At 55.3% G+C, this 23,650-nt stretch carries 23 protein-coding genes; 8 read left to right on the top strand and 15 right to left on the bottom strand.

Going from position 1 to position 23,650, the window contains the following annotated elements; translation table 11 throughout:
• Positions 1-88 precede the first annotated feature (88 nt).
• Positions 89-1,315 (top strand): Coenzyme F420 hydrogenase/dehydrogenase, beta subunit C-terminal domain, encoded by a 1,227-nt coding sequence (locus tag ACZ1G5_RS11235; protein WP_472732918.1) that lies wholly within the window; start codon positions 89-91, stop codon positions 1,313-1,315.
• On the opposite strand, the gene ACZ1G5_RS11230 is transcribed toward ACZ1G5_RS11235, so the two are convergent.
• The 3 genes from ACZ1G5_RS11230 to ACZ1G5_RS11220 all read right to left on the bottom strand — a co-directional run bounded on the left by ACZ1G5_RS11230 (position 1,303) and on the right by ACZ1G5_RS11220 (position 3,990).
• Positions 1,303-2,136 carry a transferrin-binding protein-like solute binding protein gene (locus ACZ1G5_RS11230; protein ID WP_472732917.1) on the bottom strand — a complete coding sequence of 278 codons (834 nt, stop codon included), beginning with the start codon at positions 2,134-2,136 and terminating at the stop codon, positions 1,303-1,305. The genes ACZ1G5_RS11235 and ACZ1G5_RS11230 overlap by 13 nt on opposite strands.
• Positions 2,136-3,386, bottom strand: a complete 1,251-nt coding sequence (locus ACZ1G5_RS11225; RefSeq protein WP_472732916.1) for a matrixin family metalloprotease — start codon at positions 3,384-3,386, stop codon at positions 2,136-2,138. The genes ACZ1G5_RS11230 and ACZ1G5_RS11225 overlap by 1 nt, the downstream gene beginning before the upstream one ends.
• A gap of 145 nt (positions 3,387-3,531) precedes the next feature.
• On the bottom strand, positions 3,532-3,990 hold the full coding sequence (locus ACZ1G5_RS11220; protein WP_472732915.1) for an Lrp/AsnC family transcriptional regulator: 459 nt from the start codon (positions 3,988-3,990) through the stop codon (positions 3,532-3,534).
• 138 nt (positions 3,991-4,128) lie between these two features.
• Between ACZ1G5_RS11220 and ald the strand changes: the two genes are divergently transcribed.
• Both ald and ACZ1G5_RS11210 read left to right on the top strand, forming a co-directional pair.
• Positions 4,129-5,247: an alanine dehydrogenase gene (ald, locus tag ACZ1G5_RS11215; protein ID WP_472732914.1), complete on the top strand. Its 1,119-nt coding sequence runs from the start codon at positions 4,129-4,131 to the stop codon at positions 5,245-5,247.
• Positions 5,248-5,265: 18 nt separating this feature from the next.
• Entirely contained in the window at positions 5,266-6,129 is an 864-nt protein-coding gene (locus tag ACZ1G5_RS11210; protein ID WP_472732913.1) for an alpha/beta fold hydrolase, read from the top strand.
• A 55-nt stretch (positions 6,130-6,184) separates the two neighbouring features.
• On the opposite strand, the gene mscL is transcribed toward ACZ1G5_RS11210, so the two are convergent.
• A complete protein-coding gene (mscL, locus tag ACZ1G5_RS11205; protein ID WP_472732912.1) occupies positions 6,185-6,619 on the bottom strand; it encodes a large conductance mechanosensitive channel protein MscL in 435 nt (144 codons plus the stop codon).
• Between the two features lie 156 nt (positions 6,620-6,775).
• On the opposite strand from mscL, the gene ACZ1G5_RS11200 reads away from it, so the two are divergent.
• On the top strand, positions 6,776-7,471 hold the full coding sequence (locus ACZ1G5_RS11200; RefSeq protein ID WP_472732911.1) for a glutathione S-transferase family protein: 696 nt from the start codon (positions 6,776-6,778) through the stop codon (positions 7,469-7,471).
• A gap of 103 nt (positions 7,472-7,574) precedes the next feature.
• Here ACZ1G5_RS11200 and ACZ1G5_RS11195 read toward each other — a convergent pair whose 3' ends face one another.
• The 8 genes from ACZ1G5_RS11195 to pheS form a co-directional block, all read right to left on the bottom strand.
• The gene (locus ACZ1G5_RS11195) at positions 7,575-7,862 is read right to left on the bottom strand and encodes an SH3 domain-containing protein (RefSeq protein ID WP_472732910.1); all 288 of its coding nucleotides are present in this window, start codon (positions 7,860-7,862) and stop codon (positions 7,575-7,577) included.
• Positions 7,863-7,953: 91 nt separating this feature from the next.
• Positions 7,954-8,403 carry a YtoQ family protein gene (locus tag ACZ1G5_RS11190; RefSeq protein ID WP_472732909.1) on the bottom strand — a complete coding sequence of 150 codons (450 nt, stop codon included), beginning with the start codon at positions 8,401-8,403 and terminating at the stop codon, positions 7,954-7,956.
• A gap of 65 nt (positions 8,404-8,468) precedes the next feature.
• Positions 8,469-8,825 carry a cupin domain-containing protein gene (locus tag ACZ1G5_RS11185; RefSeq protein ID WP_472732908.1) on the bottom strand — a complete coding sequence of 119 codons (357 nt, stop codon included), beginning with the start codon at positions 8,823-8,825 and terminating at the stop codon, positions 8,469-8,471.
• Between the two features lie 36 nt (positions 8,826-8,861).
• The gene (gene pheT, locus ACZ1G5_RS11180; protein WP_472732907.1) at positions 8,862-11,258 is read right to left on the bottom strand and encodes a phenylalanine--tRNA ligase subunit beta; all 2,397 of its coding nucleotides are present in this window, start codon (positions 11,256-11,258) and stop codon (positions 8,862-8,864) included.
• Positions 11,259-11,343: 85 nt separating this feature from the next.
• Positions 11,344-11,529, bottom strand: coding sequence for a phenylalanyl-tRNA synthetase subunit beta (locus ACZ1G5_RS11175; protein WP_472732906.1), 186 nt, complete (start codon positions 11,527-11,529; stop codon positions 11,344-11,346).
• On the bottom strand, positions 11,530-11,958 hold the full coding sequence (locus ACZ1G5_RS11170) for an ASCH domain-containing protein (protein ID WP_472732905.1): 429 nt from the start codon (positions 11,956-11,958) through the stop codon (positions 11,530-11,532).
• A gap of 78 nt (positions 11,959-12,036) precedes the next feature.
• Entirely contained in the window at positions 12,037-12,594 is a 558-nt protein-coding gene (locus tag ACZ1G5_RS11165) for a hypothetical protein (RefSeq protein ID WP_472732904.1), read from the bottom strand.
• 1 nt (position 12,595) lies between these two features.
• A complete protein-coding gene (pheS, locus tag ACZ1G5_RS11160; RefSeq protein ID WP_472732903.1) occupies positions 12,596-13,669 on the bottom strand; it encodes a phenylalanine--tRNA ligase subunit alpha in 1,074 nt (357 codons plus the stop codon).
• 144 nt (positions 13,670-13,813) lie between these two features.
• Between pheS and ACZ1G5_RS11155 the strand changes: the two genes are divergently transcribed.
• From ACZ1G5_RS11155 to ACZ1G5_RS11145, 3 genes are all read left to right on the top strand, one after another.
• The gene (locus ACZ1G5_RS11155; protein WP_472732902.1) at positions 13,814-14,446 is read left to right on the top strand and encodes a YrbL family protein; all 633 of its coding nucleotides are present in this window, start codon (positions 13,814-13,816) and stop codon (positions 14,444-14,446) included.
• A gap of 386 nt (positions 14,447-14,832) precedes the next feature.
• Positions 14,833-16,212 (top strand): IS1182 family transposase, encoded by a 1,380-nt coding sequence (locus tag ACZ1G5_RS11150; RefSeq protein WP_472731407.1) that lies wholly within the window; start codon positions 14,833-14,835, stop codon positions 16,210-16,212.
• A gap of 606 nt (positions 16,213-16,818) precedes the next feature.
• Positions 16,819-17,868: a LuxR C-terminal-related transcriptional regulator gene (locus ACZ1G5_RS11145; RefSeq protein WP_472732901.1), complete on the top strand. Its 1,050-nt coding sequence runs from the start codon at positions 16,819-16,821 to the stop codon at positions 17,866-17,868.
• A gap of 10 nt (positions 17,869-17,878) precedes the next feature.
• On the opposite strand, the gene ACZ1G5_RS11140 is transcribed toward ACZ1G5_RS11145, so the two are convergent.
• Both ACZ1G5_RS11140 and ACZ1G5_RS11135 read right to left on the bottom strand, forming a co-directional pair.
• Complete coding sequence (locus tag ACZ1G5_RS11140) at positions 17,879-18,532, bottom strand: pyridoxamine 5'-phosphate oxidase family protein (protein ID WP_472732900.1); 654 nt, start codon at positions 18,530-18,532, stop codon at positions 17,879-17,881.
• 759 nt (positions 18,533-19,291) lie between these two features.
• Positions 19,292-20,254, bottom strand: coding sequence for an alpha/beta fold hydrolase (locus ACZ1G5_RS11135; RefSeq protein WP_472732899.1), 963 nt, complete (start codon positions 20,252-20,254; stop codon positions 19,292-19,294).
• A gap of 94 nt (positions 20,255-20,348) precedes the next feature.
• On the opposite strand from ACZ1G5_RS11135, the gene ACZ1G5_RS11130 reads away from it, so the two are divergent.
• Positions 20,349-20,975, top strand: coding sequence for a TetR/AcrR family transcriptional regulator (locus ACZ1G5_RS11130; RefSeq protein ID WP_472732898.1), 627 nt, complete (start codon positions 20,349-20,351; stop codon positions 20,973-20,975).
• A gap of 163 nt (positions 20,976-21,138) precedes the next feature.
• Here the strand turns inward: ACZ1G5_RS11130 and ACZ1G5_RS11125 are convergent, their stop codons facing one another.
• Positions 21,139-23,616 carry a DUF2339 domain-containing protein gene (locus tag ACZ1G5_RS11125; protein ID WP_472732897.1) on the bottom strand — a complete coding sequence of 826 codons (2,478 nt, stop codon included), beginning with the start codon at positions 23,614-23,616 and terminating at the stop codon, positions 21,139-21,141.
• Positions 23,617-23,650: the final 34 nt, after the last annotated feature.

The raw sequence follows: 23,650 nt of genomic DNA, 5'->3' as shown, positions 1-23,650 counted from the left end.
GAGGAAACATCCGGGGCGTCCTCGCGCAAACGAAATGGCACCGTGTAATCCAGCTAGACACACCCCGCCCGGTAGGTAGTGTGACAGGATGAGGACAGCACTTCAGGCACCCCAGTTCCGCGACCCGGCCCCACGCGGCCTTTGTACCGATTGCGGTGTTTCGCGGATGAAGGACCCATCCGCTTGCGGCAAAGCATGCCAGTTCATCAAACCGGACTACCCCACTGCCGAAAACAGCATCCACGGTAGGACTGCGCAGACCACCGGTGACGAACGCTTCTTTGGCGTCACCCAAGCGATGTATCGCGCCGCCCTCACCCCCGCCAGTGATGGCGCGCAATGGACGGGTCTGACCACGCGTTTCGCCGAGCGGCTGCTGGAAACCGGCGCAGTTGATGCAGTCCTTACCATGGTCCCCGACGACACCGACACATGGCGTCCGCGCCCCGCGATCATCACCGACGCCGCAGACATGAAACACGCACGCGGGATGCGCATGGGCTACGCGCCCCTGTTGGCCCTGCTGGAACCGGCCCGCGCGGCAGGGCACCGCACAATCGCGGTCATCGGCATCCCCTGCCAGATATATGCTTTGCGCGCCATGGAGGCTGACCTTGGGTTCGACCGCATCTATGTGATCGGCACGCCCTGCTCAGACAACACAACGACCGAAAATTTTCACAGCTTCCTCGCACGCCTGACAGACGCGCCAGAAACCGTCACCTACCTCGAATTCCGCTCCGACTATCATGTGGAACTGCGATTCAAAGACGGCAGCCAGCGGCTGATCCCCTTCCTCAAGTTACCTCTGTCAGACCTACCGCCTGATTTCTTTCCCACGACCTGCCGAACCTGCGTGGACTACACCAACCGGCTTGCTGATATCACCGTAGGATACATGGCTGGCGAAGGTGACCAATGGCTGATTGTGCGCAACGATCGCGGGGCGGAGATGCTAAAAAACTTGGGCGATGAGGTCACACTCGCCGCGCCAGGATCGCGGGGCAAAAGGGCAAGCGCGGTCAAAGGTTTCGTCGAAAACACGCGGCTTGCCGCGGGTGGTCTGCCACTTCGACGCATGCCTGACTGGTTACGCGGAATTATGGGATGGCTGATGCCACGGATCGGACCACGCGGTTTAGAATTTGCCCGCGCGCGGGTCGAGATGAAAGCAGCCGAAACAATCCTTCATCTCCGCCGGGAAGAACCCGCGAAAATCAAAAACATGGTGCCTAGGCATGTCTGGAATCTGGCAGCACCCTACGGTTTGTCGCAAGACCCTGAGGAAACGATCAAAAACGATCAGTCGGCCTGAAACGCGCCAAGGACAAGGATATCATCGTTCGGGTCGCTGATTACAACAACGCCGCCCAATTCATCGGCCTGCGGGCCAAAGAATGTACCGCCTGTCGATGACGTCGAGCCAGCGCCACCAAGTCGGGCAAACACACCTGTGCCGCTCACAGAGCCACCAGTAAAATTGTCTTGGCTGATAGTCCCATTTGTCAAAACGATTGTGCCGACATTCGTGACGTCACTACCAACGCGGTTGGTGCCAGATAGGTTGAAAAAGCGACCATCAATATCGTTGGCAGCCCAGGTCGCGGTGAATTCCGCGGCCCCTTCAAGCAAAAGCACATCCCTTTCAAATACTGCGGTCATGCCGACCCAACCTTCGTTATAGCTAGTGACTGTGCCTGCCGTGGGCAGATCACCTGACATAACATCAAGCCCCACAACGCCGAATACATTGTCGTCGGTCAACCGCACAATGCGGGAAAATTCCCCATTGGCAGGGTTGCTAAAACCGGTGTCGGCCGTGCCTTGTGCAATGTCATCGACATCGGTTCCATTCAACAAACCACCACTGATCGTACCACTGCTATATGTGATGTCGACACCATCGCTATTGCGACGTGTTTGTCCTTCAAGAAGAACATAGGCCATCCCGGCGGTTCCGGGCGCTGTGCGATCTGTCAGATCCGCGTAATCACCGTCAATAACCTCATCCGGTGGATCTATCGCTTCGGTTGGGATGCCACCATCACCACCGCCCCCGCCCCCGCCGGCGCCACATGCAGCGACGCCCAAAAATACGAAACCGATCAGTCCGGCGCGAAAAAGTGACGTGTCCATTACATAAAGTCCGATGCGGTCAGGATTGCGTCTGCGAAGAAAATCGAGAAGTCAACGCCGTTTTGATTGTAGGTGAATGTTGTGTTGCCACCAGATGTGTTCAGTGTACCGTTCCCCACGGCAAAGCCTAGCAAATCAACCACATCGACACCGGCCTCGAAGTCAAGGATACGGTTGTCGCCATCGGTCCGGTCGAATACGAAGGTATCCGCACCGCCGCCGCCTTCTAGCACGTCATTGCCGGACCCTGCGATCAAAGTATCATCACCGGAGATAAAGCTCCCTGTTGGATCGCCGCGCAGGACATCATTTCCGGTGCCACCGTTCAACGTATCATTGCCAATGCCGCCGATCAGGATGTCATTGCCGCTGTTTCCTTCGGCATCAAGCGTACCGCCACCACCAACAATCGTATCATTGCCGTTGCCGCCGTAAATTTCATTCGTGCCACGGGTATCCATCAGGAAGTCGTTGCCGTTCTGTCCGCTCAGACTATCGTTGCCAGCACCGCCGTAAAATACATCGCGCAGTGCTGTTCCGCTCAGGTCGTCATTACCGCCCTTGGCAAAGGCTGTCTGACCAACACCAATATGTTGAAAATTGACGTCTTCGCCATCATCTGACCAACGCCGTTCCCCATAAAGATTCTGTATGCCCGCTATGTCATCTGCACCCAAGACCCGCGCGCCCGCATTCGCGGATGCGTTCATGATCGCGTCAGATGTGTTGAAGTGGTCCATACCCAAAGCATGGCCAATCTCGTGCAGCATCACTTGAAGAAATGTAAACGCGCCAGAGTTTCCATCAGGTCGCCACGTTTCGTCCTGGTCCATTGAAATATTGGACTCCGCAATCTCAACAACACCATTCCCATCGCTGTCATTGGGAAAAAAGAATGTGTTCGCAACACCAATCGTACTACCGTTTAAGGGGGCAACATTGATGTCAATATCCGCGTTGCCTGTTGTTTGAAAACGGAAATTCAGCCCCGCAATAGCGGCCCAAGTTTCAAAAGCCTCTTCAACAGCGGTCTCAAACTGGCCGATATTTGAGCCAGCCACTATGCTGAGACCGGCCAGATTAACTGACCAAGTGATTTCATCACTCTGTGCCCCGCGAATATCATTGCCCCATTTGATGTTTGCTGAACCACCTTGGGGTGTGCTGATTTGAATTTGGTTAAATTCATCGGTCTTGTTTTCCAGACCATCTTGGCCGGTACAAGACGCGCAGCCGCACAATATGCACATATATGTTTCTCCGATGTATAGATCGCGAACAAACTGTCCACTCGACCAAAAGCCTGTCGCGTTTCACAACACTTATAAGTTCAATCGTGGCTAGAATATGGAAATGAAGCGAAGATTAACGCATGGTACGCGAACCATCGCCACTTCAAACAGGCAACGCTGTTGTCTGTCTCACCGTCCTCAGCGCAAATGATGACTGCATTTGTGCGACCCCGGGCAAAGTCGCCAGATATCGCCGGTGAATACGCGCAAAATCCTCTGTGTCACCAGCCACGACCTTCAGCAAGTAATCCGCCGTGCCTGCCATCAAATGACATTCGAGGACATCGGGAACACGTGCGACTGCTTTCTCAAATGCATCGAGAACTTCATCCGCCTGACCGCTCAACGTGATTTCGACGAAAACGGTCGTATGCCGCCCCACTTTGCGCGGATCAAGCAAGGCCACATAGTCGCGGATATAGCCGTCCTTTTCCAACCGCTGGACGCGCCGATGACAGGCAGACGCAGAGAGATTTGCACGCTCTGAGAGCTCTGCATTCGACATCCGCCCATTCTTTTGCAAAACCTCCAGGATTCGGCGATCTATGCTGTCAATTTCCACGATGCGCACGATCCTTCTGCAAATTTGTCATATCTTGCATTTTTCTACCAAAGTTACCGCAAACATCCAAGCGAAAGCCCGATGCTTTTATCAAAAATGGGTTTGATACTCTTTGAAGGAAAAAGGGAGGAAACGGTCATGCATATTGGGTGCCCAACAGAAATCAAACCACAGGAATTTCGCGTCGGCATCACACCGAACGCTGCGCGCGAGGCCGTCAACCACGGTCACAAGGTGACGATTCAGGCCGGCGCAGGCCTTGGTGCCGGATTTACAGATGCCGACTACGCCGCGGCGGGCGCCTCAATTGTCCAAACCGCAGCCGAGATCTTTGAAACAGCGGAAATGGTTGTAAAAGTGAAAGAACCGCAACCCTCGGAACGAAAAATGCTCCGCGAAGGTCAGATTTTGTTTACCTACCTGCACCTCGCCCCGGACCCCGCGCAAACCAAGGACCTGATCGCATCAGGGGCAACCTGCATCGCATATGAAACTGTCACGGATGACCGGGGCGGTCTGCCGCTGTTGGCACCTATGTCAGAGGTCGCGGGGCGTCTCGCCCCTCAGGTCGGCGCATGGACCTTGCAAAAGGCCAATGGCGGACGCGGTGTTCTTATGGGCGGCGTTCCCGGCGTTGGTCCTGCGCGCGTTGTGGTCATTGGCGGCGGCGTTGTGGGTACACATGCCGCGCGCATCGCGGCAGGTATGGGGGCCGATGTCACAGTGCTTGATCGGTCGCTGCCACGGCTGCGTTACCTTGACGACGTTTTTGGTACGCAGTTCAAAAACAGCTATGCCAGTGCAGGCAACACAATCGAACTCGCGCGGGCGGCAGATTTGATCATCGGTGCCGTCCTGATCCCCGGTGCGGCGGCCCCCAAACTGATCTCCAAGGCGCAATTATCCGAGCTTAAACCCGGTGCGGCCCTCGTTGATGTTGCCATCGATCAGGGCGGTTGTTTTGAAACATCCAAGGCAACCACCCACGAAGACCCGATCTACGATGTGGATGGGATCATGCACTATTGCGTCGCCAACATGCCGGGTGCTGTCGCGCGCACATCAACGATTGCGCTTGGCAATGCCACGATGCCCTTCATGCTGTCCCTGGCAGACAAGGGTTGGCGGCAAGCCTGCGAAGATGATCCGCACCTGCTAAATGGGCTGAACGTCCATGCCGGGCAATTGACCTACTATGCAGTTGGCAAAGCACTTGGGATCGATGTGATTGCGCCAACGCTGGCGCTTAGGGCATAAAGGTTGCTGCAATAGATCGTGATCTATAGCGTTCCGTCATGCAATGATGGGACGCCACGCACCATGCCCACACTCGACATCAATGGACGCGCGATACACTACCAATCCGCTGGTTCTGGTCCAGAGACGATTGTGCTCTCACACGGATATCTGATGAGCCATAAGATGTTTGCGGCGCAGATAGAGGCGCTTAGCAAAACCTATCGGGTCATTGCGTTCGATCACCGGGGGCATGGGGAAAGTGGGCGTTGCGACGCCCCATTCGACATGTATGACCTTGTTGATGATGCAGCCCAGTTGATTGAGGCACTTTGTGATGCTCCGGTCCATTTTGCTGGCATGTCCACAGGCGGCTATGTCGGCATGCGGCTGCTGCTGAGGCGCCCTGATTTGATCGGCAAACTGATCTTGATCGATACGGGCGCCGAAGCAGAAGCACCATCCAGCCTGAAGCAGTACAACCAGCTGCTATTCTTTGTACGGCTGGTGGGCATCAAACCATTGCTTGGAAAGGTTCTGCCGCTCCTCTTCGGAAAAGCATTCAGAACCGACCCGGCACGGCGCACCGAGTTCCAAAGCTGGAAAACCTATATTGGGGGCCTGGACAAGACATCCATCCGTCACTTCGGACGGGCGATCTTTGATCGTGATGATGTCTTGGACCATCTCCGCGCGTTGGAGGCGCCACCGCAGACGCTTATCATGGTCGGCGAAGAGGATATCCCGACGCCGCCCGCCTATGCAAAGAAGATCCAGCAGGCGATGCGCGGTTCGCAATTGATCGAAATCCCAAAGGCGGGGCATACCTCGCCATTGGAATGTCCCACTGTCGTTACCGACGCGATCGCGGCCTTCCTATCAAGCAAAACAACTGAGGTTTAGCCAAACAAAAAGACGCGCTGAACCAGCGCGCCTTTTCGTCTGTTTCCTACGATGATTAGGCGTTTGCTTTTAGCGCATCGCGGATCTCTGCCAGCAAGTCTTCTGCTGTTGGACCCTTTTCCTCTTCCGGTGCTTCCTCTTCTGCCTTGGCCGCAGCGTCTTTGATCTTGTTGACGTAGCGAACCAGCATGAACACCACAAATGCGATGATCAGGAAGTTGATGATCGCCATGATGAAAGCACCATAAGCGAAGATTGATGCGCCGGCCTCGCGGGCGGCCTCAAGCGATGCGCCCTCAGGCACCTCACCACCAAGAACGGCATAGTTATTGGTGAAATCAATGCCACCCGACACAAGGCCGATGATTGGATTGATCAGATCACCGACAAGCGATGTCACGATTGCAGTAAAGGCGGCGCCGATAATAATACCGACGGCCATGTCCATGACGTTGCCCTTGGCGATGAAGTCTTTGAATTCGTTTAGCATAGTGTCCCCACATTTAGTTGGCTGCGCGTAGATCTCTTTGCCTACTGCGCGAGTGCGCACAGTTAATCCTAAATTAACCAACAGTGCTACGGGTTTTATTGCACGCTTTTCCCCTTAAGTTCCGAAGATCGAAATCATGCAAAAGGAGGTCGCATCATGGCTGACCTATCCGCCTTCCCTGTCACATCACGGTGGCCTGCCAAGGACCCCTCGGTCATCCAACTTTATTCCTACCCGACGCCCAACGGCGTAAAGGTGTCCATCGCACTTGAGGAAATGGGTCTCGCCTATGAACCACACCTTGTGACGCTCAGTGATGCGGATGTGAAAAGCGATGCTTTTCTGTCCTTGAACCCCAACAACAAAATCCCCGCAATCATTGATCCCGGTGGACCCAACGGGCCAATCGGGATTTTTGAAAGCGGCGCCATTCTCCTCTACCTCGCTGAAAAATCAGGAAAATTCATTGGGACAAACGCAGCGGAGAAAGCAAAAATTACTCAATGGCTGATGTTCCAGATGGGTGGTTTGGGTCCGATGCTTGGGCAGATGGGCTTTTTCTACAAATTTGCCGGTAAGGACATAGAAGACCCCCGCCCGCGCGAACGCTACCGCCACGAGGCGATCCGCCTTCTTGCCGTTGTCGACAAAGAACTTGAAGGCAAGGACTGGATCGCTGGCGACTATTCCATCGCGGATATGGCCATCGCACCGTGGCTCAATGCGCTCGAATACTACGGGACGAAAGATGTGGTGGGCTATCACGACCTCAAGAACGTCCCGGCCTATGTTGAGCGGTTCTTTGCGCGCCCCGCTGTCGCAAAGGCAAAACGGATCCCTGATCCGTCATAGTCAGCACAATTTTTCCGCGCGGCTGAATGTCTTCTGCTGCGCGGAAAAGCCAATCTTATTCGCTCAGACGCGCCAACCATCGCCACAAATTTGGTCTGGACTGTCAGTTCGCAGACAAATAGTCGGCGGAAACATAGCCGGTAATTTGTGGGGCATCAGCAAGAGAAACCTCGCACCAGAGCTGTCCAACTTCTGTGACGCATGTGCGGCGGTTCACCAACGTCCCATCCGGCAGCCCCAGGATGATGTTGAAGCCAAGGCCGGGGCCGGATCGCAGCTTCAGCAACTCACCAGTATCTGCCACGTTCACGACCGCACGGTCCGCCGCAATATTCGCGCATCCCATGACAAGGAAAATTGACGCAAGGGCGGCCAATGCTTTGCTTTGCATGATCAATTTCGTTCACCTTCGCTGTCATTGGATTGGCACCAATCTTGGTGCAGTGACCAACATAAAGACACTGCACGAATTGGCCAGCGCATTAGGCGGGTAAAGTTCCGTTCAGCACATATTGCAGGATTTGAACAACCTGTTGCGGCTCTTCCACAACGGCCAGTGCTGCAGCGTCCACCTCTTTGAGCGGGTGCTGATGCTCTGGTCCATGCATCACGATCAGTGACTTGCCAAGGGCTGCAGCATAACCCGCGTCAAAGGCCGCGTTCCATTGCTTGTATTTTTCACCAAAGCGCACGACGACGATATCAGCGTGTTCAATCCCGTGACGCGTGCGGATCGCGTTCAGGTTGGCGCCCTTGTTGTCATGCCAGAACTTATTCGGCTCCGCCCCCATGATCGCCACGCCGCAATCGTCAGAGGCCGCGTGATCGGTCACGGGGCTGTCAAAGACCACATCAAGGCCGGACGCCCCCATCGTGATCTGATCGCGCCAATCGGTGTGGATTTCGCCAGAGAGGTAAATTTTCAGCGTCATGGGTCGGCTCCTTCAATTCAGTTATATAGGAAAATAGACCTAATGAGGTACCTATCAACCGCGCGTCATAGCCGTGGTTTTGGGGCTGGAACGCGGTCAGCGTCACCAGAGTTTGGTTCGCCCTTGGGTTCGATTAGCAGAACCTTAACTTCCTTGTCTGCTCTTGGCCGATGCACAACGCCCTTGGGCACGACAAAAAGTTCGCCCGCTTTCACAGTACGCGATGGCTCTCCTTCGATATCCATCTGCATCTCGCCTTCGAGCACGAAAAAGAAATCATCCGTTGTCGGGTGCTGATGGAACGGGAACTCGCCCACAAATTTCACGACCATGACGTCGTTGTTGTTGTAGTCCGCGATCACATGCGGATCCCAATGATCCGAGACTTGGCTCAGCTTGTCTGCAAGATTGACGGTCTTCATCTTTAACGTCCTTCGTTCAATGAAAGCAGCAGACCATTATCCCCGCAACGCACCGCCTGTAGCCTTTGCTACCTTTTCGACGATCTTGGCGCTGACCGCTTCGATATCGGCGTCTTTCAGCGTCGCGTCCGTCGGTTGCAGGCGCACAGTCACGGCCAGCGACTTCTTACCCTCGCCCAAGCTGCCACCGATGAATTCGTCAAAGACGCGCACCTCTGCGATCAGCGCCTTATCGGCACCGGCGGCGGCATTGACCAGGGCCAGCGCCTCAACATCGGCATCAACGACAAAGGCAAAATCACGTTCAACCGCCTGCAGGTCGGTCGCGGCCAGCGCGCTACGGGCGGCTGTCTTGTTCTTGGGCGTCGGCACCTCATCTGGCCAGATCGTAAAGGCCACGGCCGGCCCTTTGATATCCATCTCGCGCAGGACCTTGGGGTGCAATTCGCCAAAAATACCCAGCACCTTTTTCGGCCCCAGACAAATCTTGCCGTGTCGCCCCGGATGCCACCAATCAGATGCACCGCGCAGAACCTGCACCTTCCCAGGCGCGCCAATGGCGGCCAGAACAGCCTCTGCATCTGCTTTAGCATCATACAGATCGACGGGACGCGACGTGCCATGCACATCCTTGGGTCCGGTCCGCCCGATCAAGACGCCAGACACCAGCATATGCTGTTCACCCGGCTCACCGCCGTGGAAGCCAGCGCCAACCTCAAACAGCGCCATATCCATGAAACCCCGCGCCTGATTGCGGGCAGCGGCCCGCAGCAAACCGGGCAGCAGATTGGGCCGCATATGCGACATTTCCGAACTGATGGGGTTTTCCAGCATGGTCGTATCATCACCGCCGCCGAAGAGCTTGGCAGCTTCGGCATCAACGAAGCTATAGGTCACGCATTCATTGTACCCCAATGCGGCAGCGGTACGGCGGGCCGCCTGCTGACGCGACTGGCCGGCGGTCAGGATCGGTTTGGGCACACCAGCATCTATGCGGGCCAATGGCTTGCCTTGCAGCTTGGTCAGGGACGCAATGCGCGCGACCTCTTCCACCAGATCAGCCTGTCCCTGAACGTCAGGGCGCCATGACGGCACATGGGCCATATTGCCTTTCATCGTGAACCCAAGGGCGGTCAGGGTTTCACGTTGTGTGGCCTCCGGGATGTCCATGCCCACCAGCGAGATCACGCGCTTGGCGTCCAATTCATAGGCCCGCGATGTATCAGGTACGACACCAGCCTGGATCAATTCAGACGCCTCGCCCCCCGCATGATCCACGATCATGCGCACGGCATGTTCCAACCCTTCGGGGGTGAAGGACGGATCAACGCCGCGTTCAAAGCGATAGCGCGCGTCGGAATTGATTTTCAGCGCGCGCCCTGTGTAGGCGATCTGAACCGGGTCCCAATAGGCGCTTTCGACAAAGACGTTCACAGTCTCTTCGGTGCAGCCTGTCTCGGCTCCGCCCATGATCCCGGCAATGCTCTCTGGGCCTTTATCGTCGGAAATGACCATCTGACCGGCTTGCAGCGTATATTCCTTGTCGTCGAGCGCGGTGATCACTTCACCGCCATCGGCACGGTGCACACGCAGGTTGCCCGTCACCTGATCGGCATCAAAGACGTGCAGCGGGCGGTTCAGATCATAAGTGAACCAGTTGGTCACATCGACCAAAAAGCTGATCGGACGCAGCCCAATGGCACGCAATTGCGTTTGCAGCCACTCGGGGCTTGGCCCATTCTTGACACCCCTAATCAAACGACCACAGAAAATCGGGCACCCATCAACCGTATCGTCATCAATGGACACATTCATATCTGCCTTGAAGGTGGCAGGCACTGGGTCAACCGTCACTGATTTCAGTGTTCCCAAACCGCGCGCAGCCAGATCACGGGCGACACCACACACGCCCAGCGCGTCCGGGCGGTTTGGTGTGATCGCAATCTCGATAACCGGATCCACTTGCGCGGGCTTGTTTTTGGCCAACCAATCGGTAAAGCGCTGGCCAACCTCGCCAGAGGGCAACTCAATGATGCCGTCATGTTCGTCTGACAGCTCCATCTCGCGCTCGGAACACATCATGCCGTAGCTTTCAATCCCGCGGATCTTGCCCACACCAATAGTGGTATCAATGCCGGGCACATAGATGCCGGGGCTGGCGATGACGACGGTGATACCGGCACGGGCATTCGGCGCACCACAAATGATCTGGGTCGGGCCATCGGCAGTGTCGACCTGACAGACCTTCAGCTTGTCGGCGTCGGGGTGCTTCTCCGCGGTCAGCACCTTGCCGATCTTGAAGTCCGCCAAGCGTTCAGCGGGGTTTTCGATGCCTTCTACTTCAAGCCCGAGGTCGGTCAGGGCCTCGGCGATGTCAGCAACCGATGCGTCGGTTTCAAGGTGGTGTTTCAGCCAGGAAAGCGTGAATTTCATGGGTCCATCCTGCGGGTTAAATCTGTTGGATTGGGCTTAACGGATTAGACGCAAAGGGGAAAGAGGTGTCAGGGCCGGCCGTGATCTAGCCCTTGCGCTGATGTGCCGCCGCCCATTTTGAGACCAGCCAAGCCGGGATCAGGATCACCGCCCACCCTGCTGCATTGATCAGCGTCAGACGCAGGGCCAGATCACGCGGCATGTCGGACGTCCACATCGCGATATGCGCGCCGACGATTACAAGGATCAGAAGCGTAACGTACAGACGCATTCAAAGCTCGCGCCCAGAGAGGTCTTCGACCAGTTCGAAATGTTCAAAGACCAGCATCATTTCGGGGTGGAATTCACCGTTGCGTTTGAAGAACGCTTTATGATCCTTGCGCCAGCCCAGCAACGTGTCGTTTTCGCCCTCGGCGATCGCCATCTCTTCGGTGACGTCGCAATAGCGGATTTCCTGCACGGCGGTTGTGCGAATGACCAATGCAGGCGTGCCGTCCCAGTTCGCCGCAATATCGCAGCGGCCCACGACCGGCATCGCCTCAGGCTCGCCTTCGAAGTTCGAGAGTGCGCCGCAGGTCGCCGTCTTTTTACCTTGGCGGACAAGGGCGATCAGGTGCTGGCAGAGTGCCGCGCTATCGCCAAACTTGAACGTGCCCGCGCCGGGGTATGTGTCTTGCAGGTCTTCGGTATCACTGGTCATGGTGGGCCTTTTGCGCGTGGGTTTCACCCATCCTACAGTGGTTTGAAGCAATAGGATGAGTGCAAACCCACACCTTTTCTATTGGTCGGCGTCTTGATCGTCCGAAGCATCAACGAGTTTCTGCTGCGACAATGTCACCCCCAGCATTTTCCCAGCTTCGTCAAAGAATAGGCTGCGCGCTGTCTCGATTGCACGATACGCCTCGGCCCGGTCATCTTGCGCTGACTTATACTCTGGCGTTCTCTTCACCGCGTTTGGTCGTGTTGCATGCGGCTCGCATTCTAATCGCAAAGGCTTTTCGACTATCAAACATTGTCGATAACTTCTAATCGCTTTTTCAAATGCTATCGCACTTTCAACTGTTTCTATTTCACCGTACGCCCTCAGAAGGGACAGCGCCTTTTGAACATCAATGCGCTGTTGCGTGGTATCTGGGACAACATCCACACGTACCAACGCGGCGTTTGTGAGAACGGCCATAAATTCTTCAAGTGCATGGATAAGGTTCGCGACAGCCTTGCGTTTTTCCTCATCAACTTTCAGTTTGCGATCTTGTTCTTTTTGCCAAGGATAAACTACTCGGGCAATCCAGAGCGCGGTAAAAGCGGCTAATACAGCTGACAGAAAGCTCCACATCCTACCTACTCAACCCACCATGCAACGTCGGCTGATCCAGCGCCGCGAACCCATAGTGCCGCAGCCACCGCAGATCGCTGTCAAAGAACGCGCGCAAATCCGGGATCCCGTATTTCAGCATCGCGATCCGGTCGATGCCCATGCCAAAGGCAAAGCCTTGCCATTCCGCCGGGTCGATCCCGCCTGCTTGCAGCACTTTGGGGTGCACCATGCCGGAGCCCAAAATCTCAAGCCAATCGTCGCCCTCGCCCACTTTCAGCGTGCCGCCTTCCCATGAACAGCGGATATCGACCTCGGCCGAAGGCTCGGTGAAGGGGAAGTGGGACGCGCGGAAGCGGATGTCGACATTGTCGACCTCGAAGTAGCTTTTTACGAATTCTTCCAGCACCCATTTCAGGTTCGCCATGCTGATATCTTTGTCGATCGCCAGCCCTTCGACCTGATGGAACATCGGCGTGTGCGTCTGGTCGTAATCGGCGCGGTACACGCGACCGGGACAGATGATCCGCGTGGGCGCGCCCGTGGCCTCCATCGAGCGGATTTGCACCGGGCTGGTATGCGTGCGCAGCACATGCGGCGGGCGGTTATCGCCCGGCTTGCGGTGGGTGTAAAACGTATCCATCTCGGCCCGCGCCGGGTGGTGGCCGGGGATGTTGAGCGCGTCGAAGTTGTACCAATCGCTTTCGATCTGCGGACCTTCGGCCACGCGGAACCCCATGTCAGCAAAGATCGCGGTCACTTCTTCGGTCACCTGGCTGATCGGGTGGATCGTGCCCTGACGGCGCCCACGCGACGGCAGGGTCACGTCAAGCCACTCATCCCTTAGCCGCGCGTCAAGGGCCGCATCGGCAAGGGCCATCTTCTTGGCCGACAACGCGGAATTGATCTCATCCTTCAGCGCATTCAGCGCGGGGCCCGCGACCTGCCGTTCCTCGGGCGTCATCTTGCCCAACGCGCGCATCTGCAGGCTAATCTCGCCCTTTTTGCCGACGGCCTGCACGCGCAGGTCTTCGATTGCGGCCTCATCGGCAGCGTCAGCGATCAGGCCAAGGTATTTCTGTTTCAGGTCATCCATTGCGCACGTCCGTTTTTTGCTTGGTGTTCTGCTACCCGTTGGCCCTGCGCCATGCAAGTCGTTGCAGACTTCTGGACAGTCAGAAGCCCGGCCGCTACTTCTGATGAGGACGCGTAACCAAGCAGAGTGACGATGCCAACCGACATGATTGACCTCTCAGGCGTCGAGCCCCTTGCCGCGGGGCGCGAACATTGGATTTATCAACACCCTGATTTTGAACACCAGCTTATCAAGGTGATGAAGCCATCCAACAAGGTGCACAACCTGCGCCGCCCATCCGTACGACGGTTCAAACAAATGCGGGTATGGCAGCGCGAAATTTCCGAGTACATCACCGCGTTGGCATACAACGGCGGTCATTGCGACAGGCTGGTGCGACAGTTTGGTTTCTGCGACACGTCGCTGGGGCCGGGGATGATCGTCGCGCGTTTGAACGGACCAGATGGTGGTCTTGCGCCACAGTTGATCACGGTCTTGCAGTCCGATGAAACACCGCTGGCCGTCTTACATGCGTTGCGCGCAGACGCTGATGCCATGTTTGATACCCTGTCACGTGTTCACGTCGATTGGGAGGACGTAACCCCGATGAATGCGCTGGTCACGGGTGGCCAGACGCCACATCTGGTGATCATCGACGGGCTCGGCTCGCCCGCGTTCTTTGCCACAACCCACATCAGCGACCGGATTTTCAACGCCGCCAACGAACGCAGGCGGGCGAAAATGCTGCGATGGATCGACGGGACAATCGCCCATCGCAGTCAGGGTCCGCAGCACTGATGGCCCGGCGGCCCGTCAAGGGCGGCCAAGCATTGGGTGCTTTCAGTCATATATCAAAGATCAAGATAGGACGGGCCCGTCTGCAACGGTCTCTGGATCCGAAAGATACGGTGAAGCGACCTTTCGGAGCAATCGCCGGGTCTGCACCCCGTTGGGGGTGGTCTGCGACCCGTAACGAAACCTGATCTAGTGTGTGGCGCGTCGAGAATGCCCCACGGTTGGGCGGACATCCTGAAGGGGAGAGTAGTGCGGAAGGGTTTGCCGAAAGGTGAAGGGTGCGGTGAGGGACGAAGGTCCGGTTTGAGCCGATTGTGTTGAAAAACTCTGCTTGTTTGGCGAGCTGATCGCTGATTCAATTTCGGTATTCATACTGGAGGTTGATTGCGATGATGGGACCGAAGCAGGAAGCGCAGGCGGCCTTGTTCTATGAGTTCTCGCTTGAAGATCACGTCCCGCAAGATCACCTGCTGCGTGCGATTGATCGGTTCGTTGATCTCAGCAGCATTCGCGCCCATCTGACGGATTTCTACAGCCACACAGGCCGCCCATCGATTGATCCGGAATTGATGATCCGCATGCTGCTGGTTGGATACTGCTTTGGCATCCGGTCCGAGCGTCGGCTCTGCGAAGAGGTGCATCTGAACCTCGCATATCGCTGGTTCTGCAAACTCGATCTGTCAGATTCGATCCCCGATCATTCAACCTTCTCCAAGAACCGGCATGGACGGTTCCGTGACTGCGATCTGTTCCGCCATCTATTTGAGACGGTCGTGGAGCGCTGCATGGCTGAGGGTTTGGTTGGCGGCGAGACCTTTGCGATAGATGCCAGCATCATCCAGGCCGATGCCAACAAGCAATACTCAGCGTCAAAGGCGGAATGGGAGGCCGCGCAGATCGACCCGGCGGTCGTTCCGCGAGCCGTGCGGGAATATCTTGAGACATTGGATGACGCCGCATTTGGTGCCGCAAGCGATACGACACCAAAGTTCACATCCTTCTCTGATCCCGCCAGCCAGTGGACAGGTGCGTTGAAAGGACCAGCATTCTTTGCCTATTCGACCAATTATCTGATCGATACTGACCATGCGATCATTCTGGATGTCGAGGCGACCCGCGCCATCCGTCCGGCTGAGGTTGGGGCAACCCAAACAATGCTGACCCGCACGCGAGACAGGTTCGATCTTTTTCCAGACCGGCTGGCAGCGGACACCGCCTATGGTTCAGGCAACATGCTGGGTTGGCTGGTCGATCAAGACATTGAACCGCACGTTCCAGTGATCGACAAATCAGATCGCAAAGACGGGACATTCACTAATCTCGAGTTCCGCTACGATCCAGCCACAGACGAATACACCTGCCCTGGTGGCAAACCCCTCAAGAAGTACTGGCGTAAGATGCGCACCCCGCGCACCGGCGTTAGTAAGGATGGCATCAAACGGTACTACGCCAGCAAGACACACTGCTCCACCTGCGCCCTCAAAGAACGCTGCACGCCCAACAAAGATGCCCGCATTGTCTCACGGCATGTCCATGAGGCGGCGCGTGACAAGGCACGCGAGATCGCCAAGACAGACGCATATGCCGAAGCCAGCAGACGACGAAAGAAGGTCGAAATGCTCTTCGCCCATCTCAAGAAGATCATGCGGCTCGACCGCCTGCGTCTGCGCGGACCAAACGGTGCGAAAGACGAATTCCTCCTCGCCGCAACCGCCCAAAACCTCCGCAAACTCGCCAAACTGCGCCCAATGCGCCCCGCGATGACATAAGATCGACGCCAGCCACAATAAACACTCACATCATCGCGCTTCTCAAACCGAGTTTTTCAACACAATCAGCCCAAAGCGTCACTTGTTCGCAATCTGGTGAACGTCTGCTTTCACGTCGGACTAGTGGATAGAGCCAAATTTTCTGGACTAGGAAATCGAGCGATAACGCTTCTTGAACTCTGCCATATTTACCGCGGTCTGCAGATAGCCGAGTCGGCCGCCACTTTGGGTTTCATTTAGCGTTTTCACGACTTGCCGACCGGGGAGCACAATATCGTTTGCGAAGACCGTCGCTGAAGATCGCCGGCCCCAAATGTCGGCTTCACTCAGTCCGCGCGACGTAACGCACGCATCCGATTGAAGACAGATATGTGCAATGGCAGCAATGGGCCGTTCTCAACGAGGTATGGCGTCAGAACAGCTCAAATGCTGCGCATGCGCCGAGGTCGGCAGTGAGCCCAAAATGTTAAGTGCTGCGCGGTTGACGAATAGCGGCTTCCTGGCTGAGAAGCGCGACGCTTTGGATGAGTTGGCTTTCGCCAATAATGGTTTCAAGGCACACATAAAGTAACAGCGTGGGTCGACAATTGACTATGAAACCGGTCCATGCAGGCTAAGAATGGAAGTGTCAGCGAAACTCTGGCAGTCGACCATAATCAGTATCAAGAAAGCATAGATCAATTGGAAGGCCCCGAAGACGACCGCAAAGCTATTCTGACCGTCATCGATGCAGAGACGCACGCTTACATCAAACGCGATTACGAGGCTTGGACCAGCCAATGGTGTGACGGGCGAGGCATTCAACGCGTCAACGCCCATGTGGGCGCAGGTGTAACTGTTGTGTCCGGTCCACAGGTGCGCGCCCAGATGCAGCGCATCATGACGGCAAACCCCGAACTACGCGAACCAACTGCGCCACGAAAAGAGAACATGAATGTTGTCATTAGCGATAAAATGGCGTGGGTCACTTATGATCAGATCGGCGATGCAACCAGTATCCCAAGCGAGATGGCGGGGCGCTATCATCAACTCAAAATCCTACACAAGGTAAACGGCGCATGGAAAATTGCCTGTCTGGTCGAAAGCGAGTTTCAGGTCGACGACAAACATGTGCCCAGCGTCGAAGTTGATGAAACTGCGCGCCTATTAGAGATGAACGAGGCTGCGCGAATTTGTTTGGCGGGCCATCCTCTGATTACCGTGCAAAACAAACATCTGCATTTCGCGAGCCCCAACGTTCAAACAGAGCTGCTGAACGCGCTGGCCTGGATCGCGTCGATCCGTGACCGCACAACGCTCTGTGCCCAGGGTGAGATCGCAACGCGGGCCATTGCGATCGGGCAGGATGCCACCGGACTGGCCCAGATTTGTTGGGCGATCCTGCGTGATGGCAAGCTATTGATCACGTTCGATGATCCGGTGCGGCTTGATCGGAAACTGGACATCGCGGCAAACGTCTATCGCCTGTCCGATGCGCAAAAACGCCTGATCCGGTACTTGGTAGATGGCAAGGATATCGGATCAGCAGCAGCAACGCTTGGCATCAGCCGCAATACCGCGAAAACGCATCTGCAGCGGATCTATGACAAAACAGGAATAAGATCGCAGCCCGCCCTTGTCAGGTTACTGCTGAACGCGGACCAACACGGGCTTTGACCCGCTGCGTCTAATACATTGTCTGCCGATATTCCTTCTCCAACCCACGATCCAGCTCTTCCATTTCTTTTGCATCGTCCGGTGCGCCTGTCGTCTGATCCAAGATGATCTTCATGAGCGACGGAAATTCGCGCCTGTCCTGACGCTGATCATGATCCCAGAGCTTTGCGCGTCTGAACGCCTTGGCGCAATGGATAAAAACCTCATGCACGTGAACGACAATCGCAAGCCCCGGAACACGTTCATTGACCGCCATGAGGGCAAGCAAATCAGGGTCGCGTGTCAGCTCTGCCGTTCCGTTGACCCGCATCGTGTCATCAAAGCCTGGTACCATGAACAACAGGCCTACGCTTCGGTTGGTTAGAATATTTGTGAGCGTATCAAGGCGATTATTTCCGGGACGATCGGGGATCAGTAAAGTCCTATCATTCAATATCTTAACGAAACCACACGGGTCCCCTCTGGGGCTAACATCGGCAGAGCCTTCTTGGGATTGCGTGCCGATACACACAAAGGGCGACCGTTCAATGAAGGCCCGCGCGTGATCGTCCACATGATTGAGACACTTCTTGACCGCGATATCATGTGTGGCAGAAAATGTGCGTCTTAGGTCCTGCTCATCTTTTATCAGATGCGCAGGGTTTAATGTGGTCTGCGGGTTCATTGATGACTGTCCTTTAGAATGGCTATTGACGATCCAATGCATAAACTCTGTTGCACAAAGCGCTTGTCATACAGATGGGCGACGTGCGACGAGATTGGCCCCATTCTTAAAGCTCGACCATATCTTGTTGTGGCAAATGAAGTACTTTGTGGCAGCAAATTTTAAAGCTCGAAACCAGATGTGCTTTCTTGTATCGAAATCCATCCGTTACTGTCCTTTGAAACCAAGTAAGACGACGAATAGAAACCTGTGTCCGCGGCACAGGACGCAGAGAATGCAACGAGGCCGTTTGACAGACTTTCTTCCTGATATTCAACAATCTCTGGTGTATCACACGGCTCATCGATCGCGGAGATCACCTCCGCTCTAGAGAACCCTATCGGATTGTATACCCCGACCACTTCAGTGAAAAATGCATCCGTCGTCCTGAAATTAAACTCGTTCGGACTAAGCAAACTGTCAGTCGTAGGTACAGTGCATCCCAAGAGGGTTAAAAATACCATGAGCAAGGTTGAGTTTCTTAGAGTAGACATCAATTTTTCCCTATGTCGGAGATGGGAAGAAGCGCTTGTCGCTTTCTCCCGATTTAGGTTCCATTTGCCAGCAGTTTGGCGAACCGAGACTTTGATATGCGCCGATCTGCATTGCTATCAAATATCAGCGTTACAGATCCCATGCGGCGGCAACGCATCCCGCGGCGAACGTCCGTTGGGAGCCGAACGCCTCGCATGCTGCACTTTAGGCGAGTGTTAGTTTGGCCTAGCTAAGATCATAGCCACCACCAATCCATGACCGCAGAAGCTCGGTAAACTCGTCGCTCTTGTCCTGATAGAAAAAGTGGCCGGAATTCTTGAAAATGGTCAACGCGCTTTTTGGCAGTCGTGCATGCAGCTCTTCGGCGTTGTCGGCTTTCAAAAACGCGTCTTGTTCGCCCCATAAAACATGGACAGGCAGATCTAGGGTCGCGAGATGTGGATCAATGTCCTTGCACCCTTCGGGATACCCTTTGAACCATTTCGTAACCGGACCAACCCGACCGGAATAAGATGCGACATAGTCAGTAACCTCTTCGGCGGACGGACTATAGTGCAAATACGCTAACTGATTTGCGCCACCGATGAACGCGGGTGCGCCCGTTGCTGTGAATATCGTGCGCCAAAAGCTTGAACCAATCAACTTTCTGACAAGGCTGCAATCTGCCGACGGTTGAACGCTTGGGCCAGCGCCTACCAAAATGCTTTTGGCCTTGTGGTCGCGATGCAAGACATAGTGGAGCGCCACGGGCATACCCACATCTGGCGCAACAATATGGAAGTCCGACAGTCCAAGCTCGCCAACAAACTTCTGCAAAAACGCACTTTGCGCGGCAAACGTCATACGGCTCACGTCCCCCTCACTCCGCCCAAACCCCGGCAAATCCAACGCAACCAGATTGGCGGTGGCCGAAAGTGCTGACCACGTTGCATCGTAACACAGGATACTTTGTGGAAGTGGGCTGAGGAATAGGACTGTCGGTCCGTCTGCATTGCCACCTGTAGCGTAACGAACTTTCAAACCATCCAGCTGCATGAAAGCAGGCTTCATCGTGAAGTTTGCAGGGTCATGATGGATCTTGCCTGCACCCTTCGCACGCATAGAGCGAAGCTTGTAGAATTCCGGTGTAATCAACATCAAGCCAGCCGCATTCAATCGGCCAAGTACTCCAATGGGATCTTTCGGCATGGTGTTTCCTTCAGGGTTGGCATCTGCATAATTATTAATGTACTTATAGGTATGAAAAGGTCTGGTCAACATTAAGATACTAAAAGGTACGATAATGAAAGAAAGGCCCGCTCCCGCACGGGGTCGTCCAAAGACGTTAGACCGGGATCAGGTCTTGCAAGCCGCTTTATTCGAGTACTGGTCAAAGGGGCCAGTGAATGTTTCGATCAACGACATTTGCACCCTAACAGGAACGTCCAAACCAGGCGTCTATCGCGAATTCGGAAGTGACGACGGGCTCAAGAGAAGTGTTCTAGAAGTGTATCACAGCCTGGCCATTCAGCCTATGATCGACATTCTTGAGATTGATCAGCCGGCGGCAGACACAATAGGCGCCCTTATAGGTTACATGACTCAAGATCACAGGACTCTTGGCATTCCGAACGGATGCTTGTTTGTGATGATGCGAGCGCAATCTCAGCAATTTGGCCCGTCCACTTGTGACAAGCTAAACACTGTTCGACATGATCTTTTACATTCCCTCGAGGCGTGGGTCGAGCGTTCGAAATCCCGCGGTGAATTCACGGATATCCCAGCGGACGTCGCTGCATTATTCGTTGATACGCAGCACGGTGGTGCAATGCGTATGCAAAGGGAGGGTGTTCCCAATGATGTCGTTGCAGGTGTCCTTGAGACTGCGCTCAGGATACTGATCAAAGACACCAGCACCATTAAAAGTTAGGGCGAAAGCAGCCGATGATCCGATATGCAGCGAAGTGGTGCTTTGTCCCGCAGACTACCAGTTCGCCGAAAGCTCGATTTCGGACCTGCGGCGAAAGTCTGGTCTGACGGACCGCACCGCAGCGAGGGTTGTGTCGGGTGAAAGGCAGCAATGGGCCGATTTCTCAAGCCACCTCAGTTTCTTCTGGTCCCTTGTTGCGCTCTGCTGCCCAACGGTTAAGCCATGCCAACCCGGCGAGAGCCAAACCCAGGAACATCAAAGAGAATACGCGGATCAGGCCACCCAGCCCGCTGATATCAATCACGAAGACCTTAGCAACAGCCAGCCCGATCACGACAAGCCCTGCTTTGCGCAATGGCACGCTGGAGCGCGCGAGCGATTGGTAAAATAGACCAGCACCTACAACGAGCAGTGCCAATGTGTAGCTGTAGAGTTCTGGTTGACCAATCCCCGGCAAGCTCATCCCATTTGAACCGCGCCAAAAGTGCCTTATCGTGAGGCCTAGCCAAAGGGCAACGAGCCCCACTGAGACTGCCGCAAAACTGATCCTCAAGATACTTGGCAAGCCGCGAAGCCACTTATAGCCCAATGCGAGTATCACCGCTGGCAACAAATAGGCTGGGGTCAAAGTGTTCAACAAGCGTGGCCCCAAAACCGGATTGCCAAAGACGTCGAACACGGGGTTAAGCACCGAAACTATCAGCCCCAGTTGCAGCGCGCCAATTAACAAGAAGCCCACCCCTAGTATCTTTCGCAAGACTAACAGCGCTCCGCCAATCTCAAGCCTGCGCAATTGCGTCAGTCCAAGCGCTATCCAAATCGTAGCACTGATGCCGACGGACCAATGGCTTATTGTCGCAACTTCGCCGCTCCAATAAAGAATAGCCCTATAAAGTAGCAGCGATAGCAAGATCGCCGATGAAGAAAACACCGCACTTTCGAGTAGAACCTCGGATCGCGGGCGTTTGGCCGTCTTCACAAAGGCCCAAGAAACTGCAAATGCCAACACAGACCCGCCATGTGAGAGCAACATTTCAAAGATGTGCGCATCAGCAGCCCATTCAAGGCCAGGGTCAACAACCAGACGATAGCCGATCGTCGCGATCCCCGCCAAAATATAGAGCCCCATGAGCGGCAAATTGAATTGTCGATCCAGCCACGCTGCAGCCACGACTGTGATCGCCAGTGCGGTCGTCAGTGCCGATGTCGTAAACACAATGACAACGCCAAACGCGATGCAAGCAAGTGCAGACAAAACTGCAAACGACATCCGCTGTCGTTCATCTGGCCCGTCCGCGCGCGCAAAACGTTCCGCCATCACGACCATCGCGGCACCGATTGCCATAGCATGAAGCGCCCAAGTGTAGGTACCAAGCGGTGTGATCGGGTTCCAGAAAACCTCGATGACAATCGCTAGTCCGGGCGCGAATAGTGCCGCACTGATCGCCACAAAGAATTGCGCCGGCCCGCCGCGCAGCGACCGCCATGCCGCCACAACTGACACGGTCACACCGATGAGAACCAATATGCTTGCCATCAGGGGCATCGCAGCTTCGGGTTCCATGGCTGCACTTACCTGCGCCTTCCAAAGTCGTTCTCCGCCAGCCACGACAATGATAAGCGCTGCCGCTGGTAACGCCGCAAGATCGGTCAAAGCGGAAGCGTCACGCGCCCAGATCAACAAGGCCATAACCAATCCCGCCAACACGATCACCCCGATCCAAAACAGATCCGCGCGGGCTGTTTCAAACACCGTCAGCACGATCAATATGCTTGCCGCGAGCATGGCACCACCGGCAAGTCGCGTAGGAAAGTCGGGCCACGCGTCACCCTTGACACGCGCAAACAGTGCCAAACTGAGTGGTGTACCGCCATGATCTGGTGTCAATGCTCTGACCGGTATCGCAATCGCTGCTACAACCAATACAGCGCAGTACATGACAAAAAAGGGCTGAGCCTGCCAACCGGCTTCAAGCACCAATAACGCGCCAGCGCCAAAGCCCATCACCAGGGCAATCACTGACACCCAGGCCCATCGGCGTAGCGTATCAATGGCAAGTCCAACGACAGCCACAATCGCAAAATAAGCCAATAGCCAACTGGGGTCGTCAGATGAACCGCCAACAATGAACGGTGCCGCCATTGCGCCAATCACGCCAACACCTGCAAGCAGTGGTCCATAAAACCAACCCAACACTAGCGCCATTGTGCCAACAAGCGCCATGCCAACAAGCGCCAATTCCGGCCCGATAAATCCATACAGCAGGCGTGCTGCCAGCACGGCGCCGAACAACGTAACGATCCCAGCTCCGGAAAAGGTTGATGGCAAGTAGGCGGTGCTACTGCCTTCATCGTCGCCATAACGCCGGCGAATGTATTCTCCAGCACCAATCAACGCGGTACCAAAGGCAAAGGCGGCAGCTATGCGTACAAACGGAGGCAATAGACCCTGTTCCACGCCGTAAAGCACAAGAAAAATACCCGCGAGCGCGAGTGACAAAGCAGAAACAGCGTAGAACCAATTCTGCATGATCCATGTGATCAGCAATCCAAAGTTGTTGCGTGTCATCACAATGGCTTTTGGGGGCCCTTCAACTGGGTCTTTGGATTCTGGCTTCAGGGCTTTAGGTGCGACAGTCACGGGTTGAGGCGATGCCAGAGGCTTAGCAGGCAAG

It is taken from the genome of Yoonia sp. JB2-21, assembly GCF_055693545.1.
This window is presented reverse-complemented; position numbering and strand designations above follow the sequence as displayed.